At 57.0% G+C, this 18001-nt stretch carries 18 protein-coding genes and 1 tRNA gene; 7 read left to right on the top strand and 12 right to left on the bottom strand.

All coding sequences use genetic code 11. The annotated features are described in order from the left end of the window. Positions 1-26 precede the first annotated feature (26 nt). The 5 genes from EDF73_RS03500 to prmB are packed head-to-tail and all read right to left on the bottom strand — an operon-like array spanning position 27 to position 4259. Positions 27-575: an elongation factor P hydroxylase gene (locus tag EDF73_RS03500; RefSeq protein WP_132725800.1), complete on the bottom strand. Its 549-nt coding sequence runs from the start codon at positions 573-575 to the stop codon at positions 27-29. Next, a complete protein-coding gene (locus EDF73_RS03505) occupies positions 575-1384 on the bottom strand; it encodes a sulfite exporter TauE/SafE family protein (protein WP_132725803.1) in 810 nt (269 codons plus the stop codon). The genes EDF73_RS03500 and EDF73_RS03505 overlap by 1 nt, the downstream gene beginning before the upstream one ends. Next, complete coding sequence (gene mepA / locus EDF73_RS03510) at positions 1384-2208, bottom strand: penicillin-insensitive murein endopeptidase (protein ID WP_132725806.1); 825 nt, start codon at positions 2206-2208, stop codon at positions 1384-1386. Before mepA ends, EDF73_RS03505 begins: the two co-directional genes overlap by 1 nt. Before the next feature lie 3 nt (positions 2209-2211). Continuing rightward, the gene (gene aroC, locus EDF73_RS03515) at positions 2212-3297 is read right to left on the bottom strand and encodes a chorismate synthase (RefSeq protein WP_132725808.1); all 1086 of its coding nucleotides are present in this window, start codon (positions 3295-3297) and stop codon (positions 2212-2214) included. A 29-nt stretch (positions 3298-3326) separates the two neighbouring features. Beyond that, on the bottom strand, positions 3327-4259 hold the full coding sequence (prmB, locus tag EDF73_RS03520; RefSeq protein ID WP_132725811.1) for a 50S ribosomal protein L3 N(5)-glutamine methyltransferase: 933 nt from the start codon (positions 4257-4259) through the stop codon (positions 3327-3329). Positions 4260-4425: 166 nt separating this feature from the next. On the opposite strand from prmB, the gene smrB reads away from it, so the two are divergent. Then, on the top strand, positions 4426-4977 hold the full coding sequence (gene smrB, locus EDF73_RS03525; RefSeq protein ID WP_132725814.1) for an endonuclease SmrB: 552 nt from the start codon (positions 4426-4428) through the stop codon (positions 4975-4977). A gap of 19 nt (positions 4978-4996) precedes the next feature. Here smrB and sixA read toward each other — a convergent pair whose 3' ends face one another. The 4 genes from sixA to EDF73_RS03545 all read right to left on the bottom strand — a co-directional run bounded on the left by sixA (position 4997) and on the right by EDF73_RS03545 (position 9589). Further along, positions 4997-5482 (bottom strand): phosphohistidine phosphatase SixA, encoded by a 486-nt coding sequence (gene sixA, locus EDF73_RS03530; RefSeq protein ID WP_132725817.1) that lies wholly within the window; start codon positions 5480-5482, stop codon positions 4997-4999. Between the two features lie 209 nt (positions 5483-5691). Then, positions 5692-7836, bottom strand: a complete 2145-nt coding sequence (fadJ, locus tag EDF73_RS03535) for a fatty acid oxidation complex subunit alpha FadJ (protein WP_132725819.1) — start codon at positions 7834-7836, stop codon at positions 5692-5694. Beyond that, positions 7836-9146: an acetyl-CoA C-acyltransferase FadI gene (gene fadI / locus EDF73_RS03540; RefSeq protein ID WP_132725822.1), complete on the bottom strand. Its 1311-nt coding sequence runs from the start codon at positions 9144-9146 to the stop codon at positions 7836-7838. The genes fadJ and fadI overlap by 1 nt, the downstream gene beginning before the upstream one ends. Before the next feature lie 158 nt (positions 9147-9304). Then, complete coding sequence (locus EDF73_RS03545) at positions 9305-9589, bottom strand: YfcZ/YiiS family protein (protein WP_132725825.1); 285 nt, start codon at positions 9587-9589, stop codon at positions 9305-9307. A gap of 371 nt (positions 9590-9960) precedes the next feature. Between EDF73_RS03545 and fadL the strand changes: the two genes are divergently transcribed. Continuing rightward, the gene (gene fadL / locus EDF73_RS03550; protein ID WP_165905630.1) at positions 9961-11283 is read left to right on the top strand and encodes a long-chain fatty acid transporter FadL; all 1323 of its coding nucleotides are present in this window, start codon (positions 9961-9963) and stop codon (positions 11281-11283) included. A gap of 61 nt (positions 11284-11344) precedes the next feature. Here the strand turns inward: fadL and mlaA are convergent, their stop codons facing one another. Then, the gene (mlaA, locus tag EDF73_RS03555; RefSeq protein WP_132725831.1) at positions 11345-12106 is read right to left on the bottom strand and encodes a phospholipid-binding lipoprotein MlaA; all 762 of its coding nucleotides are present in this window, start codon (positions 12104-12106) and stop codon (positions 11345-11347) included. A gap of 270 nt (positions 12107-12376) precedes the next feature. Between mlaA and EDF73_RS03560 the strand changes: the two genes are divergently transcribed. Together EDF73_RS03560 and EDF73_RS03565 are read left to right on the top strand one after the other, a co-directional pair. Then, positions 12377-13282 (top strand): formate/nitrite transporter family protein, encoded by a 906-nt coding sequence (locus EDF73_RS03560; protein WP_132725834.1) that lies wholly within the window; start codon positions 12377-12379, stop codon positions 13280-13282. 74 nt (positions 13283-13356) lie between these two features. After that, positions 13357-13431 (top strand) — tRNA-Arg (locus EDF73_RS03565). A gap of 165 nt (positions 13432-13596) precedes the next feature. Here EDF73_RS03565 and cynR read toward each other — a convergent pair. Next, positions 13597-14502, bottom strand: a complete 906-nt coding sequence (gene cynR, locus EDF73_RS03570; RefSeq protein WP_132725836.1) for a transcriptional regulator CynR — start codon at positions 14500-14502, stop codon at positions 13597-13599. A 142-nt stretch (positions 14503-14644) separates the two neighbouring features. On the opposite strand from cynR, the gene EDF73_RS27915 reads away from it, so the two are divergent. The 3 genes from EDF73_RS27915 to ypdK all read left to right on the top strand — a co-directional run bounded on the left by EDF73_RS27915 (position 14645) and on the right by ypdK (position 16417). Next, positions 14645-14770, top strand: coding sequence for a hypothetical protein (locus EDF73_RS27915; protein ID WP_279387972.1), 126 nt, complete (start codon positions 14645-14647; stop codon positions 14768-14770). Further along, positions 14767-15963 carry a cyanate transporter gene (locus EDF73_RS03575; protein ID WP_132725839.1) on the top strand — a complete coding sequence of 399 codons (1197 nt, stop codon included), beginning with the start codon at positions 14767-14769 and terminating at the stop codon, positions 15961-15963. Before EDF73_RS27915 ends, EDF73_RS03575 begins: the two co-directional genes overlap by 4 nt. Positions 15964-16345: 382 nt before the next feature. Further along, positions 16346-16417 (top strand): membrane protein YpdK, encoded by a 72-nt coding sequence (ypdK, locus tag EDF73_RS03580; protein WP_099130696.1) that lies wholly within the window; start codon positions 16346-16348, stop codon positions 16415-16417. A 44-nt stretch (positions 16418-16461) separates the two neighbouring features. On the opposite strand, the gene alaC is transcribed toward ypdK, so the two are convergent. Continuing rightward, the gene (gene alaC / locus EDF73_RS03585; RefSeq protein WP_132725842.1) at positions 16462-17700 is read right to left on the bottom strand and encodes an alanine transaminase; all 1239 of its coding nucleotides are present in this window, start codon (positions 17698-17700) and stop codon (positions 16462-16464) included. Between the last annotated feature and the right edge of the window lie 301 nt (positions 17701-18001).

An 18001-nucleotide genomic window follows, 5' to 3' on the forward strand; every position in this document is an offset into this window, starting at 1 on the left:
TTCCTCTTCTAGTGTCAGGCGTGGCTTTATTGCAGGTCTTCCGGCCACGGGAATAGTTCTGCCGTCAATGGCGGCGTTTGATAATACTGTTGTAATGCGCGAATAAACCGCGCCGGGCGTTCAGGGATCCCCTGCTCCAGCCAGGTCATCACCTGGGCATGGACCCGCCGCTGGAAAGCAATGCGGTCAGGTTCGACATCCCCTTCCAGATTGTCGCAGCTCACGTTGAACGGAAAACCCGCCGCCACGCAAAACAGCCACTCGAATGACTGCGGTTTGACCTCGACATCTTCAAACTGCGCCTGGGTCATCGCATCGCGGCCATCCGGGCAATACCAGTAACCGAAATCGACCAGCTCACGCCGCGCTTTACCCGCAATGCACCAGTGAGAAATCTCATGGAGGCCGCTGGCGTAAAAACCATGGGCGAAAACAATGCGGTTATACGGCACGTCGCTATCTGCCGGAAGATAGATCGGTTCGTCATCGCCTTTAATCAGACGGGTATTAAAATCCCCGGCAAAGCAGCCGTCAAAAATAGCGATTAGCTGTTGATAATGGTGTTGTTGTTGCATTAATGAATTCCCAACCACTGCAGAATTTCAGCACCGTGGCTATCATAAAGAAGTTTGGCGCTCATCACCGCGGAGACCACCACGATCATCGGGCGGATCAGCGATTGCCCTTTACTGAGAACCAGTCGTGAACCGGCGCGAGCGCCGATAAACTGCCCCGCCAGCATCACGAAGCCGGTCGCCCAGAGCACTTTTCCGCCGATGATAAACAGCAGCAGCCCGCCGATGTTCGAGGTCGCGTTAAGTACCTTGGCGTGAGCGGTTGATTTGGCGAGGTTGAACCCGGCGAGGGTGACAAAGGCCAGCGCATAGAAAGAGCCGGCGCCGGGGCCGAAAAAACCGTCATAGAACCCCACACAGCCGCCGGAAACCAGGGCAAACGGCAGACCATACAGCCGACGCTGGCGGTCTCCTGCGCCTAATTTCGGCATCAGCAGGAAGTAGAGGCCGATGCCGATAATCAGCAAGGGGAGAATCTGCCTGAGAACATCGGACTGGACGTGCTGCACCAGCAGCGCACCGGTGGTCGAGCCGATAAAGGTCATCAAAATGTTGAGCTTCTGGTCGGCCAGACTCACCACTTTGCGGCGGATAAAATAGATCGAGGCGGAAAGCGAGCCCCCGCAGGCCTGTAGTTTGTTGGTCGCCAGCGCCTGCGCCGGAGACATCCCCGCCGCCATCAGCGCCGGGACGGTCAGCAGACCGCCGCCGCCCGCCAGTGAGTCAATAAAGCCCGCCAGAACGGCCACGAAAAACAGCGCCGCCAGTACCGTCGGCGACACCATAAACAGATCAATAAAGCTTTCCATTAAAGCACATGCTCGTCCAGTAGCGCCTGGCAGGAAGGCGGCAACGGAGGCGGCGTCTTCTTCACAGGAGTGGAGGTTCCCGGTTTCGGTGGTTCAAACCAGCTTTGTAGCTCCGCGCCGCAGCCATCGCCCGGCGGCGGCGGCGCCTGCTCTTCGCACTCCAGGCTGCCCGCCGGACAACGCAGGCGAACGTGCATATGCGCCCGGTGCTGGAACCACGGTCTGACTTTGCGCAGCCAATCGCGATCGTTTCCGGCATCCAGGCAGAGCTGCTGCTTGATGGCCGGGTTGACAAAGATACGCGTCACGTCGTTATCTTCTGCCGCCAGTTTAATCAGCTGGCTGATTTGCGGGCTCCACAGCGACGGCACCACGCGTTTGCCATCACGGGCAACCAGATCCAGCGCCTGCGGCTTCAGGAGCTGCGCAGCGCTCCAGCGCGTCCGCGGCAGCTGAAGGAAGATATCAACATCCAGCCCGCTCTGATGGCTGGCGTGACCGCCGTTAAAACGCCCGCCCGCCGGCATCCCCATATCGCCAATCAGCAGCGTTCCCATATCCCGGCTGTGCACCTGCTGACTCAGACGTTGAATAAACTGGATAAGGTCCGGATGACCGAAGTAGCGACGCTGGTCGGTGCGCATCACCTGATAGCCGGTCGCCTTCAGCGGCAGCGCCTGCGCGCCGATGATACAGCCGTTGGCAAACGCGCCAATAGATTGCGCGCTGCCGCTAATCGGCTGGGTGATTTTTTGCCACGGCGTCGCCGCGAGGCAGGCAGAGCTGGCGACCAGCGCCAGCAGAGCGATAACGGTTTTTTTCATCGATTACCAGCGTGGAATAGATGTCGTCACGTCACCATTTTGCGCGCGTTGACGCATAAAGTGGTCCATTAACACGATCGCCAGCATGGCTTCGGCGATTGGCACCGCGCGAATCCCCACGCAAGGATCGTGACGCCCTTTAGTGATCATCTCAACTTCTTCACCGTGGCGGTTAATGGTATGGCCGGGAACGGTGATACTGGAGGTCGGCTTCAGGGCGATGTTCGCCACGATCTGCTGACCGCTGCTGATACCGCCAAGAATGCCGCCCGCGTGGTTGCTCTGGAAACCGGCTTTGCTGATTTCATCGCGGTTTTCGCTGCCGCGCAGTTTCACCACCTCGAAACCATCGCCAATCTCCACACCTTTCACCGCATTAATGCTCATCAGCGCGTGGGCGATGTCGGCATCCAGGCGGTCAAAGACCGGTTCACCTAATCCCGGCGGTACGCCATCGGCGACCACGGTCACTTTGGCGCCAATCGAGTCGCCCTCTTTTTTCAGGCCGCGCATCAGTTCATCGAGCGCCTCGATTTTGTCCGGATCCGGGCAGAAGAACGGGTTCTGTTCGACCTGATCCCAGTCTTTCATCGCCAGCGGGATGTCGCCCATCTGGGTCAAACAGCCGCGGATCACGATACCGAATTTTTGGGCGAGGAATTTCTTGGCAATGGCGCCTGCCGCAACGCGCATCGCGGTTTCGCGCGCCGAGGAACGACCGCCTCCGCGATAGTCGCGCAGACCATATTTCTGCTCATAGGTGTAATCGGCGTGTCCTGGACGGAAAACGTCTTTGATCGCGCCGTAGTCCTGCGAACGCTGGTCGGTATTTTCAATCAGCAGGCCAATGCTGGTCCCGGTTGTTACCCCTTCGAATACGCCGGAGAGAATCTTAACCTGATCCGGTTCACGACGCTGGGTGGTGTAACGCGAGGTTCCCGGACGGCGGCGATCCAGATCGTGTTGCAGGTCAGCTTCGGTCAGCGGAATGCCCGGCGGCACGCCGTCAACAATGCAGCCCAGCGCCAGACCGTGCGACTCGCCGAACGTAGTTACGCGAAAGAGTTGTCCAATTGTGTTTCCAGCCATCAGGGCTCCGTCATGTTTACGTGTTGTTTTTAATCTTTATAAATGCCGAAATGCGCGCGGGCGGCGATCAGCTGCGGTTTGGTCAGCATAAAGACGCCATCCCCACCGTTATCAAACTCAAGCCAGGTGAACGGCACGTCCGGATACTGCTCAATCAGATGTACCATGCTGTTACCGACTTCACAAATCAGAATCCCCTCATCGCTGAGATAATCCGGCGCACAGGCCAGGATCCGGCGGGTCAGTTTCAGACCGTCGCTGCCGGAGGCCAGACCCAGGACCGGCTCGTGGCGATATTCGCCCGGCAGATCGGACATGTCTTCCTCGTCGACGTACGGCGGATTGGTGACGATCAGGTCATACTGTACCTTTGGCAGGTCACGGAACAGATCGGAACGAATCGGCGTCACCTGATGAATCAGACCGTGCGCTTCGACGTTGTGTTCCGCCACGGCCAGCGCGTCAATGGAGATATCCACCGCGTCTACTTCCGCCTCCGGGAAAGACCAGGCGCAGGCGATGGCGATACAGCCGCTGCCGGTGCACATATCCAGGATGTGCCGGGGCTGATGATCAATCAGGCCGGCGAAGCGATTATTGATCAGCTCGCCAATCGGCGAACGCGGCACCAGCACGCGTTCATCAACGTAGAACTCATGGCCGCAGAACCAGGCTTTATTGGTCAGATAGGCAACCGGAATACGTTCGTTGATGCGGCGAATCACGCGCTCAACAATGCGGTGTTTTTCACTGGAGGTCAGCCGTGCGGAGTGCATATCTTCCGGAATATCCAGCGGCAGATACAGCGATGGCAGCACCAGTTGTAGCGCCTCATCCCACGGGTTGTCGGTGCCATGGCCGTACCAGATATTCGCCGCGCTGAAGCGGCTTACCGCCCAGCGCAGCATGTCCTGAATGGTATGCAGCTCATTGACTGCTTCATCAACAAAAATTTTATCCACGCCATCCTCCAGGACACGCTCTACTGTAAATTCGGCGGCTAGTTTGCCACGAAGACGGCGATAAATCAGCATTCTTACGTCAGGGCAGCGGGGAAAAATACGTTTTGCTTGCCCGAATGCAGTCCGGGTCGGGTAAACTAGCGAAAAGAATTAATGAGAGTGGGCAATGAAAAAGAAAACATCGCTAAGCGAGGAAGATCAGGCGCTGTTCCGGCAATTAATGACCGGCACGCGTCAGATTAAGCAAGACACCATCGTTCACCGTCCGCTGCGTAAGAAAATCACCGAGGTAGCGCCAAAGCGCTTGCTTCAGGAGCAAGCTGATAATAGCCACTATTTTTCCGATGAGTTTCAGCCGCTGCTGAATATGGAGGGGTCGGTAAAGTATGTGCGTTCGGACGTCAGCCATTTCGAACTGAAGAAACTGCGTCGTGGCGATTATTCCCCGGAGCTGTTTCTCGATCTGCACGGGTTAACCCAGCAGCAGGCGAAGCAGGAGCTGGGGGCGCTGATCGCCGCCTGCCGTCGCGAACATGTGTTCTGCGCCTGCGTGATGCACGGGCATGGGAAACACATTCTCAAGCAGCAAACGCCGCTTTGGCTGGCGCAACACCCGCATATTATGGCATTTCATCAGGCGCCAAAAGAGTACGGCGGAGACGCCGCACTGCTGGTGCTGATTGAGATTGAGGAGTGGCAACCGCCGGAGCTTCCGTAATACGTCAGCCCCGGAGTCGTCAGATCGCTTTTGCCATCTTCAGGTTGCAGGGGCTCATCTGCCAGTTGAAGGTCCCCTTGCCGTCGGCATCGAGGGTGACACAGGCAATCGCCGAAGTGGTAAACATCGGGGGAGTTTCTCCCGGGCACAGCTCTGAGACAAGGTACCCCACCAGCGGCAGGTGCGAAACAACCAGCGCCGTCGCAATACCTTCATTTGCCAGCGCCTGCAGATAGGCGCTGACCAGACCAACATCGCCGCACGGCGTGAGCTCCGGCATCACGTCGACATCTTTTGGCAGGTTCATGCATTCTCTTACCACATCCAGCGTCTGTTCAGCACGCAGGTAAGGACTCACCAGAACCCGTTCAATATCCACTTTTTGACCTTTCAGCCAGGTTGCCATCTGACGGGACTCGTCACAACCGCATACGGTTAATGGACGAACCGAGTCACTGGCTGCATCGAGGGCAGCGTCGCCGTGACGCATGATAAAAACTTGCATATTGCACCGCTTTTGTTAACCAGAAGCACCGCAGTCTTACCTGCATAGATAGCACGCATTCGACCCGGTGGCCGGGCATTGTGCCTGATCCATCCAACGAATGAAACGCTGTTTTTTACCTCAATGGCGTAAGTATAGTCAATGATTGTTTACAAAACAGCCAACCAGCAGCGTCATTCATCGCCGGATTTATCTTCTTTGACCAGAACTTAGGTCATCCGTTCATCGGTGGGCCAAAAGGTTGCCCCCTGCCCGGCCATGCGCAATAAATTTTCACATGGGGTAAACCGTGGGCCGTACTGAGCGGCCAGACGTTGCAAAATAGCAACCACTTCACCCGCCCCCAGCTTATCCATATAGCGGAACGGGCCGCCAAGAAACGGCGGAAAGCCAATGCCGAACACCGCGCCGATGTCGCCATCGCGGGCGCTGCGAATCACCTGCTCATCAAAGCAACGCGCCGCTTCGTTAAGCATCATCATCACGCAACGCTCGGCGATCTGCTGAGCGGATAAGCGCGCCTGCGGGGCAGAAACGCCCAGCAGCGCATACACGGTCGCATCAGGTCGTTTTTTGCTTGTACGCCCTTTTGTCTCATAAAGATAGAAACCGCGGCTATTTTTTCTGCCTTTGCGATCGTCATTCAAGATCGCATTAATGATATTTGCCGGTGGGCTAAAACGTTCTCCCCACGCCGCCTCCAGCACCGGGATAATTTTGGTTCCGGTATCAATACCGACCTCATCCAGCAATTGGATAGGCCCCACCGGAAAACCAAATTTCACCAATGAGTTATCGATGTGTTCAATCGGCTCGCCTTCCACCAGTAAGCGCATCGCCTCATTGATGTAGGGCGCGAGAATACGGTTCACGTAAAAGCCCGCTTTGTCGGCTACCACGATTGGCGTTTTGCCCTGCATTTTGGCCAGCTTTACCACCGTCGCGATCGTTTGCGGGGCGGTGTGCAGGTGCGGAATTACCTCTACCAGCGGCATTTTCTCCACCGGACTGAAGAAATGCAGGCCAATGACCCGTTCGGGCCTGTCGGCCTGCGCCGCGATCTCGCCGATCGGCAACGATGAGGTATTGGAGGCAAAGATCGTCTGCGGGCTACAGTGCTGTTCAATTTCGGCGACCATCCGCTGTTTGAGCGCTAAATCCTCAAATACAGCCTCGATCACCACATCACGATGGGCAAAACCTTGATAATCGGTGCCGCCGGAAATCAGCGCCAGCTGGCGGTCCCGCTCGCTGGCGCGCAGATGGCGACGACGAACCTGCTTGTCCAGCAGCTCCCAGCTGTATTTCAGCGCGTGGTTGATGCCACGCGCCTGAATATCTTTGATACGCACCGGCAGCCCGCCTTTACAGGCGGTCACGTAAGCGATTCCGCCGCCCATCAGGCCGCCCCCCAGGATACCTACGCTGTGCAGCGGCCCGGATTGCGCATCGGCGCCGCGATCTTTTTTCAGATCGGTACTGGCGAAGAAGATGGCGCGTAGCGCCTGAGACTGCGGCGTCATCGCCAGTTCGCCAAAGGCGCGCGCCTCCTCGGCGTAGCCGCTGCTGCAGCCGTGCGCCAGCCCGTTTTCAATGACCTGCAGGATCCGTTCGGCGGCGGGATAGTTGCCGTGGGTTTTCTGCCGCGTCTTTTTCCCCACCAGCCTGAACAACAGACTGCGGCCCAGCGGCCCGGCCAGCACCCGCTCGCGTACGGGCATATTGCGGCTCGTCGGACGCCCCTTCAGCGCCATCTCCACCGCCGTCTGCAGCAGAATGGAACGGGGGACCACATCATCCACCAGCCCCGCTTTTAATGCCTGGCGCGCACGAAGCTGCTTGCCGGTCAGAATCATGTCCAGCGCGCTGCTGACGCCAATCAGCCGCGGGAGCCGCTGGGTTCCGCCGGAGCCCGGCAGCAGGCCCAGCTGTACCTCCGGCAGACCCAGCCGCGTTTTATCATCATCGCTGCATACCCGTCCATGACAGGCCAGCGCCAGTTCCAGGCCGCCGCCCAGACAAGCGCCGTGGATGGCGGCAATCACCGGGATCGTTAGCCCATGGATCTCCGCCATAATCTGTTGCCCCTGACGGGCCAGGGCTTCAGCTTCCTGGGCGCTGGTACAGCGGGCAATCATGTTGATATCCGCGCCGGCGATAAAATTATCCGGCTTAGCGGATATCAGCACCACGCCGCGTAAGGATTTATTGTCACGAATCTGGCGCACGATCGCCCGTATCTGGCTGCCAAATTCGGCTTTCAGGGTATTCATTTTTTCGCCTGGCGTATCAAGGGTGATGACCGCGACGTTGTCCGGGCGAATATCAAGGGTAAATGCCGATGCCGTTGCCATTATTCGACCTCCAGAATCATCGCCGCGCCTAACCCACCCGCCGCGCAGGCGGTGACCAGACCAAACCCGCCGCCTCTGCGCCGCAGTTCATGTAGCGTTTGGGTGATCATCCTCGCGCCGGTGGCGGCAAACGGGTGACCATAGGCAATTGACCCGCCGAGGACGTTGAATTTACTGTCATCCACTTCTCCGGTCGCCTGCGCGCGGCCAAGCACTTCGCGCGCAAAGCGGTCGCTGGCCAGACACTGCAGATTGGCCAGCGTTTGCGCGGCAAACGCCTCATGCATGTCGATAAGGGTTAAGTCCGCCAGCGTTAGCCCCGCCCTTTCCAGCGCCATCGGCGTCGACCACGCGGGGCCCAGCAGCATGTCCTGGCGAACATCAATGGCGGTAAACGCATAGCTGCGCAGATAGCCTAGCGGGGTTAACCCCAGCTCTTTCGCGCGGGACTCAGTCATCATGATGACCGCCGCCGCGCCGTCGGTTAACGGCGTACTGTTGGCCGCGGTGACCGTCCCGTGCTTACGGTCGAAGGCCGGGCGTAACTTTTGGTAATCTGCGAGCGTTGAATTCTTACGAATATTGTTGTCGCTTTCCAGCGGCTCACGAAACGGCGGGGCGTAGGCGGTCATCACCTCTGCCGCCAGCTTGCCCTCTTCCCAGGCTTTGGCCGCCAGCTGGTGCGAACGGAGCGCCAGCGCATCCTGCTGCTCGCGGGTGATCCCCCAGCTTTTCGCCATCTGTTCTGCGGTATCGCCCATGCGCAACCCGGTGGAATACTCCGCTACCGCAGGCGGTACGGGTAAAAGATCGCGAAAACGCAGGCGAGAAAACAGCTTCAGCCGCTGGCCGAGGGTTCGCGCCTTATTGGCATCCACCAGGGTGCGGGCCAGCTTTTTACTCACGCCGATAGGCAGTACGGAGGAAGAGTCAGCTCCGCCGGCAATACCCGCGCGGATGGTCCCGGCCATCAGGCTTTCGGCAACGTTAGCCACCGCCTGGAAACTGGTGGCGCAGGCGCGGCTGACGCTGTAGGCATCGGTATGGACGCTCATCCCGGTGCCCAGGACGATTTCGCGAGCGATATTCGGCGCTTCCGGCATCTGCACCACCTGGCCAAAGACCAGCTGTTCAATCATTTCCGGGGGGATATCGCTACGAGCCAGCATTTCGCTGATGACCATTTTTCCCAGATCGATGGCGGGAACGCCGTGAAATACCGTTGCCTGACGGGCAAACGGGGTACGTAAACCGCTGACAATGGCAATGCGATCGCCCTGACGGGTGACAAGCGGTAATGCCTGACTCATAACTTTCCCCTGTTAACCGATAAACCCAAGTGGTCTGACCTGATAACAGTTTTAACTAATTTATTACATTAAGCCAATCGGCGAAGGAAAAAAGTGGGAGCCAAAACACATTGAAAAGAGAAGATAACGCCCCTGCGGGGAGGGGCGTCGGGGAGGAATTAGCGTAAGCCGAGCTGGAAAATCAGCGTTTCTGCTTCGCAGCAGAAGACAAAGTCGATATCCATCTGTACGCCGCCCTCAACGTCGGTAAAGGTCGGGGTAATTTTACACGGTTCAGATTCCACGCCACGGGCTCTTTCCGACAACGCGGCAAGGGTTTGTTCCGCTTCGGCGCGGTTGGCGAAAACGCGGCTGTAAGAGGCGGTGCAATCGGTGTTGTCCATAATGGTGCCAACGTCCATACAGCAGCAAACCGGGGTTTCATCTGCACTAACTTTACTCATCGTAGATTTCCTCTGTATATGCACGCAAGGTGCCAGACAAATAATGGGGTTATTTTACGCCCGACGCCTGCCCGCCTCCAGTTGTTAATCGCCACACGCCGTCTAAGTGACCGAAATCACACTTAAAAATGATCCAAAACAAAAAACGCCCGGTTTTGTCCCCCCTGACGATCGCAATTTTGCCAGCTGGATCGCTTTTTTCGTATCACAAATGAAAAATCTCATAAACAAACTTGCAACATCTCATCTGGTCAGACCTATACTCAGCGCACTGGTCTGATTTCTATGTCGTAAAGCAGACCCTACACTTCGCGCTTCTGTTACGGCATGTAACATAGTTTAAATAAAAATAACTCAATGAGGTTATGGGCATGAGCCAGAAAACCCGCTTTACCCAATCTGCCCTCGCAGTGGCTGTAGCACTTGTTTCCACCCAGGCCTGGTCAGCAGGCTTTCAGTTAAATGAATTCTCTTCATCAGGTCTGGGCCGCGCCTATTCCGGTGAAGGCGCAATTGCTGACGATGCGGGCAACGCCAGCCGTAACCCGGCATTGATTATGATGTTCGATCGCCCGACGATGTCTATGGGCGCCGTGTTTGTCGATCCTGACGTCAATATTTCCGGCCGCTCGCCAACGGGCAAAAGCCTGAACTCCGATAATATTGCGCCGACCGCGTGGGTCCCTAACTTCCACTTTGTGTCGCCGATTAACGATCGGTTTGGTTGGGGGGCGTCCATTACCTCTAACTACGGGCTGGCCACCGAGTATAACGACGATTATGCCGCTGGCAGCATGGGCGGAAAAACCGATTTAACCACCGCGAACTTCAACCTGAGCGGTGCCTATCGTCTGAACAACCACTGGAGCTTTGGCTTAGGGTTCGATGCGGTCTATGCGAAAGCGAAGATCGAACGCTACGCGGGTGACCTGGGGCAAATCGTTGCCGGTTCTGGCGCCCTGCCGCCGCAGCTGGCGGGTCCGGTATCGCAAATCCCGGCGGATACGCAGATTGCACACCTGAACGGTAACGCCTGGGGCTTCGGCTGGAACGCCGGTATTCTGTATGAAGTCGACCAGAACAACCGCTATGGCTTCACCTATCGTTCAGAAGTGAAAATCGACTTTGATGGCAACTACAAGAGCAGCCTGCCGTCAGCCTATAACCAAATCCTCGGTAATTTCGGCCTGCCGGCGGGGACCAACGGCCAGACTACCAACGGCTCTCTGACGCTGAACCTGCCAGAAATGTGGGAGTTTTCAGGTTACAACCGCGTCGCGCCACAATGGGCCGTGCACTATAGCCTTGCTTATACCAGCTGGAGCCAGTTCCAGGAGCTGAAAGCGACCGGCAGCAACGGCCAAACCCTGTTCTATAAAGACGAGAGCTTTAAGGACGCCTACCGCATCGCGCTGGGTACCACCTATTACTATGACGATAACTGGACCTTCCGTACCGGTATCGCCTTCGATGATAGCCCGGTACCTGCAGGCACCCGATCCATTTCCATCCCGGATCAGGACCGCCTGTGGCTGAGCGCGGGTACCACCTACGCCTTCAATAAAGATGCATCCGTAGACGTTGGCGTATCCTACATGCATGGCCAGCACGTAGAAATCAAAGAAGGTCCTTACACCTTCCGTTCCGAAGGCAAAGCCTGGCTGTACGGCGCGAACTTCAACTACCGCTTCTGATAAGCTACCGGCACAAAAAAGGGTGAACATCACGTTCACCCTTTTTATTTATATCAACCGATTACTGCGAGTCGATATCTTGCAGATCGCCCTGAATCGCCTGAGCGTTCGGGTTATCTGCCGGCGTAAGCTTACCGCCATTGGCGATAAAGTCATGGCGCTGGAAGTAGGCTTCACGCACCAGGATATACGGATCTGAGGACTGGCGCAGCAGGCCATCGGAATCCAGCAGCTGGGCGCGGGTCTCCACCCCTTCAACCGCCCATTTACCGATCGACATCGGCCAGGTCAGCCAGGAGAGCACCGGATACAGCCCATCGGCCATATCACCGCCTTCATCACGCAGCGTAAAGCTACCGTAGAACGGCAGCTGCACATACGGGCCATAGCCAACGCCATAGTGGCCCAGAGTGCTACCAAAGCGATGCGGTTCGACGCGCTGCAGCTGCGGATTCGCCATCCCGGCGACGTCAATCAGGCCGCCCATCCCGAGGATGGTATTGAGGAAGAAGCGGGTAAAGTGGATCATACCTTTATAGGGATCGCCCTGCAGGAAGTAGTTTGCCATCACCGCCGGTTCTTCAAGGTTGCTGGTAAAGTTACTCAGCCCGTTACGCGCCGGCTGCGGGACATAGTCACGCCATGCCACGGCTACCGGACGCAGAACGTACGGATCCACCACGTTAAAGTTGAAGTTGAACATCGTACGGTTAAACCCTTCAAGCGGGTCTGAACGCCCCTGCGGCGAATCGTCAGGGCTGGAACTGGCACATCCCACCAGCAGTGTGGCGCCGAGCGCAAGCGCCGACAGGCGATAATTCATAGGTGTGTCTCCCTGTTAATTTTGGCTATCGCTGTGGGTCATCCGGGGACTACAGCCTCCATGAAGATATCGCCCGAAGCAGGTGCACTCTGGTGCCTGCTTTCAGCATAGCCCTCTTTGGTATAAGTATTGCGTCCTGATTCTATACATATTTTGCAATATCCGTATTGCTAATCTTGCCATTGTGAAAAATTTAGCAGGTTATCCCGGGCCAGACGGGGGAAATCTCTCTACGCTTATGAGAAGGAAAAATTGCACAGGGGAAACGGCATGACCTCAGATCCAAAACCTCACGACCGCCCGCATCACGATGAGATGGAAGTCGAAAGCGAAGAAAAGCAGGACGGCGAACAGATCGAAGTCAACGAGGAGCGTCTGCCCTCACGTGCGATGGCGACCCATGAAGAGATCCGCCAGGAGGGAGAGAAGGAGCTGGAACGCGATGCCCTCGCCCTGCTGTGGTCTGCGGTGGCTGCTGGCCTGTCGATGGGGGCTTCGCTGGTGGCCAAAGGGATTTTTCATGTCCATCTGAGCGAACTTCCCGGCGGTTTTTTGCTGGAAAATCTGGGGTATACCTTCGGGTTTGTTATCGTCATCATGGCCCGCCAGCAGCTGTTTACCGAGAATACCGTGACGGCGGTGTTGCCGATCATGCATAAGCCGACGCCCGGCAATATTGGCCTCTTATTACGGCTGTGGGGCCTTGTTCTGTCGGGTAACCTGATCGGCACCGCCATTGCGGCGTGGGCCTTTACTATTATGCCCATTTTTGACGACGCCACCCGCGGCGCTTTTCAGGAGATCAGTTTAAAGGTGATGGCGAATACGCCGACCGAAATGTTCGCTAACGCGATTATCTCCGGCTGGCTGGTGGCGACCATGGTCTGGATGTTTCCCGCCGCGGGCGCGGCAAAAATCGTGGTGATCATAATGATGACCTGGCTGATCGCCCTTGCCGATACCACCCACATTGTGGTCGGCAGCGTCGAGATTTTTTACCTGGTGTTCAACGGTGCGCTACCGTGGCAGGATTTCATCTGGCCCTTTGCGCTGCCCACCCTGGCCGGCAACATCTGCGGCGGAACCTTTATTTTTGCGCTGCTCAGCCACGCGCAGATTCGTAATGACATGAGCACCGAGAAAAAAGCGCAGCGCAAGGCTAAAAAACACCCTTAAGTGGCGACAGTTTAAGCAGTCAAGCTATAGATGCTTAACCTGCAAGGAAAAAAACGCTATACTCCCGCCGCTTCGTCCCCTTAGTTAAATGGATATAACGAGCCCCTCCTAAGGGCTAGTTGCAGGTTCGATTCCTGCAGGGGACACCATTACCCTTCCTCGCCTGTTTCCCCCATCGCCTTGAGATACCGTTTCCGTACCCGGAGATGTCCTCTCTCTCTCAGCTTATTCACCTCACCGCCTATCCCCCCGACATTTTGCCCCTCAAGGGATATCCGGATGGAAGGGTACCGACACGCACAGGTGGACGAGCGCTACGGGCATTCACTCTTCTCAACATTGAGACCTGCGGCCACATGGCAAGCCATTGCGCGAAATTCACGCGCGGCGACGCTTTGCCAGGCATCCTTATGCTGTAACAGACAGGCGGTTCTCTCCAGCAGCGACGGCATAAGCTCCACCGCCACCAGATCGTCACGCTCGCGCACGATAGCGGCCGGTAACAGCGTCGAGAGCATCGTACTTTGAATAACGGTCAGTATCGCGCTGATGGAGTTGGCTTCCATCTGTACCTTCGGCTGAATATCATGCCGCCGACAGTTGCGATCGATTTGATCGCGGGTGGCAAACTCCGCGCTCAATAAGATCAGCGGGGTCTGATTGAGAACCTCCAGCGTTATCCGGCGCTGCGTCGCTAACGGATGGTGACGGCCCACCACCAGCGCCAGGGTTTCGGTCAGTAAAGGCAAGGTCTCGATATCCCGCGAGCCGCTGTCGTCAAAGGCAATCCCGAGATCCAGTTCGTCGTTGAGTAACAGTGCTTCCATCTGGTCCTGGGTCATTTCGCGCATGCTCAACGTAATGTTGGGATAGCGCTGATAGAAGGAAGCCACCAGCGGTCCCATAAAATAGGAGGTAAACGTCGGCGTCATTGCAACCCGCAGCGTGCCTCGCTGTAAGTCATCAACGTCATGAAGCGCCCGCCGACCTTCAGCCAAATCCCGCAGCACCCGGCGGGCATAGATCAGCCAGACCTCACCAGCATCCGTCAGGCGGGTAGTACGCCCGCTTCGGTCAAAAAGCTGAACGCCCAGGGTCTCTTCAAGCTGGCGAATCTGTTGTGATAATGCCGGCTGTGAGACATGCAGCGCCGTCGCGGCCCGGGTAAAGCCGCGATGTTCGGCAACGGCCAGAAAACAGGTGAGATGACGTAGCAGCATCGGATTACCTATAAGTAAAACAAATAGAGTTAATCATAAATAAGTCTTTTCCCTTATGGAATAAGCTACGTACCCTATCCGCATATGCAAAGGCAATGCTGCCTTGCCACCCCCGAACCCGCATCGATATTCAGGAGTCCGTATGTCCGTCCACGATAACGACCTGCAGCACGCCATTGCGCGGATAAAACAGCCGTTCACCGTACTCTACTGCCCGCAGCCCGACGGGCCTGCGCTTTATCAACCCTGGGTGGATAAGCAGAAATGAGCCCGACCCCGCGCAACCCTCTGATGCTCCTCGTACTGGTGCTGATTGGCCTCAATATGCGCCCGCTGCTGACCTCCATCGGCCCGCTGCTTCCCCAGCTACAGCAGGCCAGCGGGATGGGCTTTACCCTCGTTTCGTTGCTCACCGCGATCCCGGTCATCGCCATGGGCGCGCTGGCGCTGGCGAGTCCGTGGCTTGACCGCCATATCAGCGCAGGCCGCGGAATCGCGCTGAGCCTGTTGTTGATTGCCGCAGGCGCCCTGCTGCGCGAATTAGCCCCACGCAGCGGGCTGCTGCTCAGTAGCGCCCTGCTCGGCGGCGTCGGTATAGGTATTATTCAGGCGACGATCCCGGCACTCATTAAACGCCAGTTTTATCAGCGGACGCCTCAGGTGATGGGGCTGTGGTCTGCCGCGCTGATGGGTGGCGGCGGTCTGGGGGCGGCATTAACGCCATGGCTGGCGCAGCGCAGCGCCGTCTGGCATCAGGCGCTTGCCTGGTGGGCACTGCCCGCGGTCGCCGCCCTCTTCGGCTGGTGGCTCGTCAACCGCACACGGTCTGGCAGGACGCCGCCGGCCGCAGCCGCAATACCGCTTCCGCTCTTTCGCCGCCGCCGCGCCTGGACGCTCGGACTCTACTTTGGCCTGATTAACGGCGGCTACGCCAGTTTAATCGCCTGGCTGCCGCCTTATTATATGCAGTTGGGCTATAGCGCCCAGTTTAGCGGTACCCTGCTGGCAATGATGACCGTCGGCCAGACGGCAGGCGCGCTGCTGATACCGATGCTCGCCCGGCATGACGATCGGCGCCAGCTGCTGATGCTGACGTTACTGCTGCAGCTCATCGGTTTCTGCGGCTTTCTCTGGCTGCCGCTGCAGGCGCCGCTGCTCTGGGCGGTGGGCTGCGGTATTGGTTTAGGCGGCGCATTTCCCCTCTGCCTGGTGCTGGCGCTCGACCACTCGCCGCAGCCCGCGGTGGCAGGCCGACTGGTGGCCTTTATGCAGGGCATTGGCTTTATCGTGGCCGGCGCCTCTCCGTGGCTGTCGGGCCTGCTACGCAGCCTGAGCGGCGGTTATTTGCTGGACTGGGCGTTTCACGCCCTCTGCGTCGTCGTACTGATGGGGATGACCCTGCGTTTCGTTCCCGCCCACTATCCGCGGGAATGGCGAAAAGCGCAGCCGACTGTCGATTAAACGTTTCCTGGCGGCGCCGGAAGTCCGTTTCCGCGTCGCAGACCCGCCCGCTCGCAAGAGAAAAAATCCCAAAATCAAACAGCTATCTCTCAGCAGTTGCTCGGCGCTGGCAGCCGTCGCCGGAATGGATTTTATTACCGAATGAAATTAATGTGTCGCCGAATCACGACACTCGTAAGTAACTAAAAATTAATAAAAAAACGCCTCTTGTTTCCCTCATTTTTTAGGCGTACATTAGCGCCATCTGGAGCAGTTAGCGCACAGAATTTCGAGCTGCCGCAGCCGCCAGAATGTTCTGGTTTTTACTGCGACAGATCAGAGTCAACAATAATGAAGATTAAATTCATTTAGGCGTTTCGCCGAGAACGCGGAGTGATGAGTCGTGAAATACTTTATTATGGGCGTATCTTTTATGGTCATCGTATGGGCCGGTACTTTTGCCCTGATGATCTAAACCATACCAGCGTCAAAGAAAAGGGAGCCAGCGGCTCCCTTTTTTTATTCCTGGCTTTCGCCAGCAGACCTGGCTGAGGGGGGAAGCAGTCCGTCAGCACGGAACATCGACTTGATCCCGCGAATGGCCTGCCGGATACGATCGCGGTTTTCGATTAAGGCAAAGCGCACGTGGGTGTCGCCATAATCGCCGAAGCCGATACCTGGCGAAACGCAGACCTTCGCATCCTGCAGCAGCTTTTTCGCAAACTCCAGCGAGCCCAGCGCCGCATATTGTTCAGGAATTTTCGCCCACACGTACATGGACGCTTTCGGACACTCCACCATCCAGCCCGCTTCGTGTAGCCCTTTAACCAGCACATCGCGGCGGCGCTTATACTGCTCAGCGATATCGCGTACGCACTGCTGATCGCCTTCCAGCGCAGCGATAGCCGCAACCTGTAACGGTGTGAAAGTCCCGTAATCGTGATAGCTTTTAATCCGCGCCAGCGCGTTGACCAGCGTTTTATTGCCGACCATAAAGCCAATACGCCAGCCGGCCATGTTATAGCTCTTGGACAGCGTAAAAAATTCTACCGCCACATCGCGCGCGCCGGGGACTTCCATGATCGACGGCGCTTTCCAGCCATCATAGACGATGTCGGCATAGGCCAGATCGTGGACCACCAGCACATCGTAACGCTTCGCCAGGGCGACCACTTTCTCAAAGAATTCCAGTTCGACGCACTGCGCGGTCGGGTTGGAAGGGAAACCGAGGATCATCATTTTGGGTTTCGGGTAGCTTTCGCGAATCGCACGCTCCAGCTCGTTGAAAAAATCAACGCCTTCGACCAGCGGTACCGAACGTACCTGGGCGCCGGCAATCACCGCGCCGTAAATATGAATCGGGTAGCTGGGATTCGGCACCAGCACCGTGTCGCCATGATCCAGCGTCGCCAGCATCAGATGCGCCAGCCCCTCTTTCGAGCCGATGGTGACTATCGCTTCCGATTCCGGATCGATGTCGACGTTATAGCGATCCTGATACCAGCGCGAAATCGCGCGGCGCAGACGAGGAATGCCGCGGGATGTGGAGTAGCCGTGCGTATCCGGCCGCTGGGCAACGGTACATAATTTTTCCACGATATGCGGCGGGGTCGCGCCGTCGGGGTTACCCATGCTGAAATCGATAATATCTTCGCCGCGCCGACGCGCAGCCATTTTCAGTTCAGCGGTAATGTTAAAAACGTACGGGGGAAGACGATCGATACGCGTGAAGCGGCGTTCAGGACTGGATTCAGTCATAGATTCCTCGGATTAACGTGAGCGCCCGGACCGTCCGAGCGACGCTGTCGCCTTTGCGACATGTTGAGAAAATAACCCGAAAAAATTGATGCTGTCGAGAGGGGAAGAAAAAAATAATCTCTGGCGAAAAAAACGGGCATCGGTTCCATTAAATACGGTAACAAAGGTCCCTGATTTAGCGGCGGCGAAAATTGAATGCAACATATTAATATCTATTGGTTTACCTGATGTTATCATGTTGCCGAAGAGCATCGCGGCTGCTCTTACCGCGCCGAAAATCCCCTTTTTTTAGTGTGGCTGT

The sequence above is a fragment of the Klebsiella sp. BIGb0138 genome, assembly GCF_004342285.1.
Taxonomy (GTDB): domain Bacteria; phylum Pseudomonadota; class Gammaproteobacteria; order Enterobacterales; family Enterobacteriaceae; genus Klebsiella.

Excerpts from the sequence above, each read along its gene's own strand:
- EDF73_RS03575 (WP_132725839.1), top strand. The coding sequence starts at position 14,767 with ATGAGCCCGACCCCGCGCAACCCTCTGATGCTCCTCGTACTGGTGCTG.
- EDF73_RS03560 (WP_132725834.1), top strand. The coding sequence starts at position 12,377 with ATGACCTCAGATCCAAAACCTCACGACCGCCCGCATCACGATGAGATG.
- alaC (WP_132725842.1), bottom strand. The coding sequence starts at position 17,700 with ATGACTGAATCCAGTCCTGAACGCCGCTTCACGCGTATCGATCGTCTT.
- smrB (WP_132725814.1), top strand. The coding sequence starts at position 4,426 with ATGAAAAAGAAAACATCGCTAAGCGAGGAAGATCAGGCGCTGTTCCGG.
- fadL (WP_165905630.1), top strand. The coding sequence starts at position 9,961 with ATGAGCCAGAAAACCCGCTTTACCCAATCTGCCCTCGCAGTGGCTGTA.
- EDF73_RS03500 (WP_132725800.1), bottom strand. The coding sequence starts at position 575 with ATGCAACAACAACACCATTATCAACAGCTAATCGCTATTTTTGACGGC.
- EDF73_RS27915 (WP_279387972.1), top strand. The coding sequence starts at position 14,645 with ATGTCCGTCCACGATAACGACCTGCAGCACGCCATTGCGCGGATAAAA.
- fadI (WP_132725822.1), bottom strand. The coding sequence starts at position 9,146 with ATGAGTCAGGCATTACCGCTTGTCACCCGTCAGGGCGATCGCATTGCC.
- mlaA (WP_132725831.1), bottom strand. The coding sequence starts at position 12,106 with ATGAATTATCGCCTGTCGGCGCTTGCGCTCGGCGCCACACTGCTGGTG.
- mepA (WP_132725806.1), bottom strand. The coding sequence starts at position 2,208 with ATGAAAAAAACCGTTATCGCTCTGCTGGCGCTGGTCGCCAGCTCTGCC.
- sixA (WP_132725817.1), bottom strand. The coding sequence starts at position 5,482 with ATGCAAGTTTTTATCATGCGTCACGGCGACGCTGCCCTCGATGCAGCC.
- cynR (WP_132725836.1), bottom strand. The coding sequence starts at position 14,502 with ATGCTGCTACGTCATCTCACCTGTTTTCTGGCCGTTGCCGAACATCGC.
- EDF73_RS03545 (WP_132725825.1), bottom strand. The coding sequence starts at position 9,589 with ATGAGTAAAGTTAGTGCAGATGAAACCCCGGTTTGCTGCTGTATGGAC.
- aroC (WP_132725808.1), bottom strand. The coding sequence starts at position 3,297 with ATGGCTGGAAACACAATTGGACAACTCTTTCGCGTAACTACGTTCGGC.
- fadJ (WP_132725819.1), bottom strand. The coding sequence starts at position 7,836 with ATGGCAACGGCATCGGCATTTACCCTTGATATTCGCCCGGACAACGTC.
- EDF73_RS03505 (WP_132725803.1), bottom strand. The coding sequence starts at position 1,384 with ATGGAAAGCTTTATTGATCTGTTTATGGTGTCGCCGACGGTACTGGCG.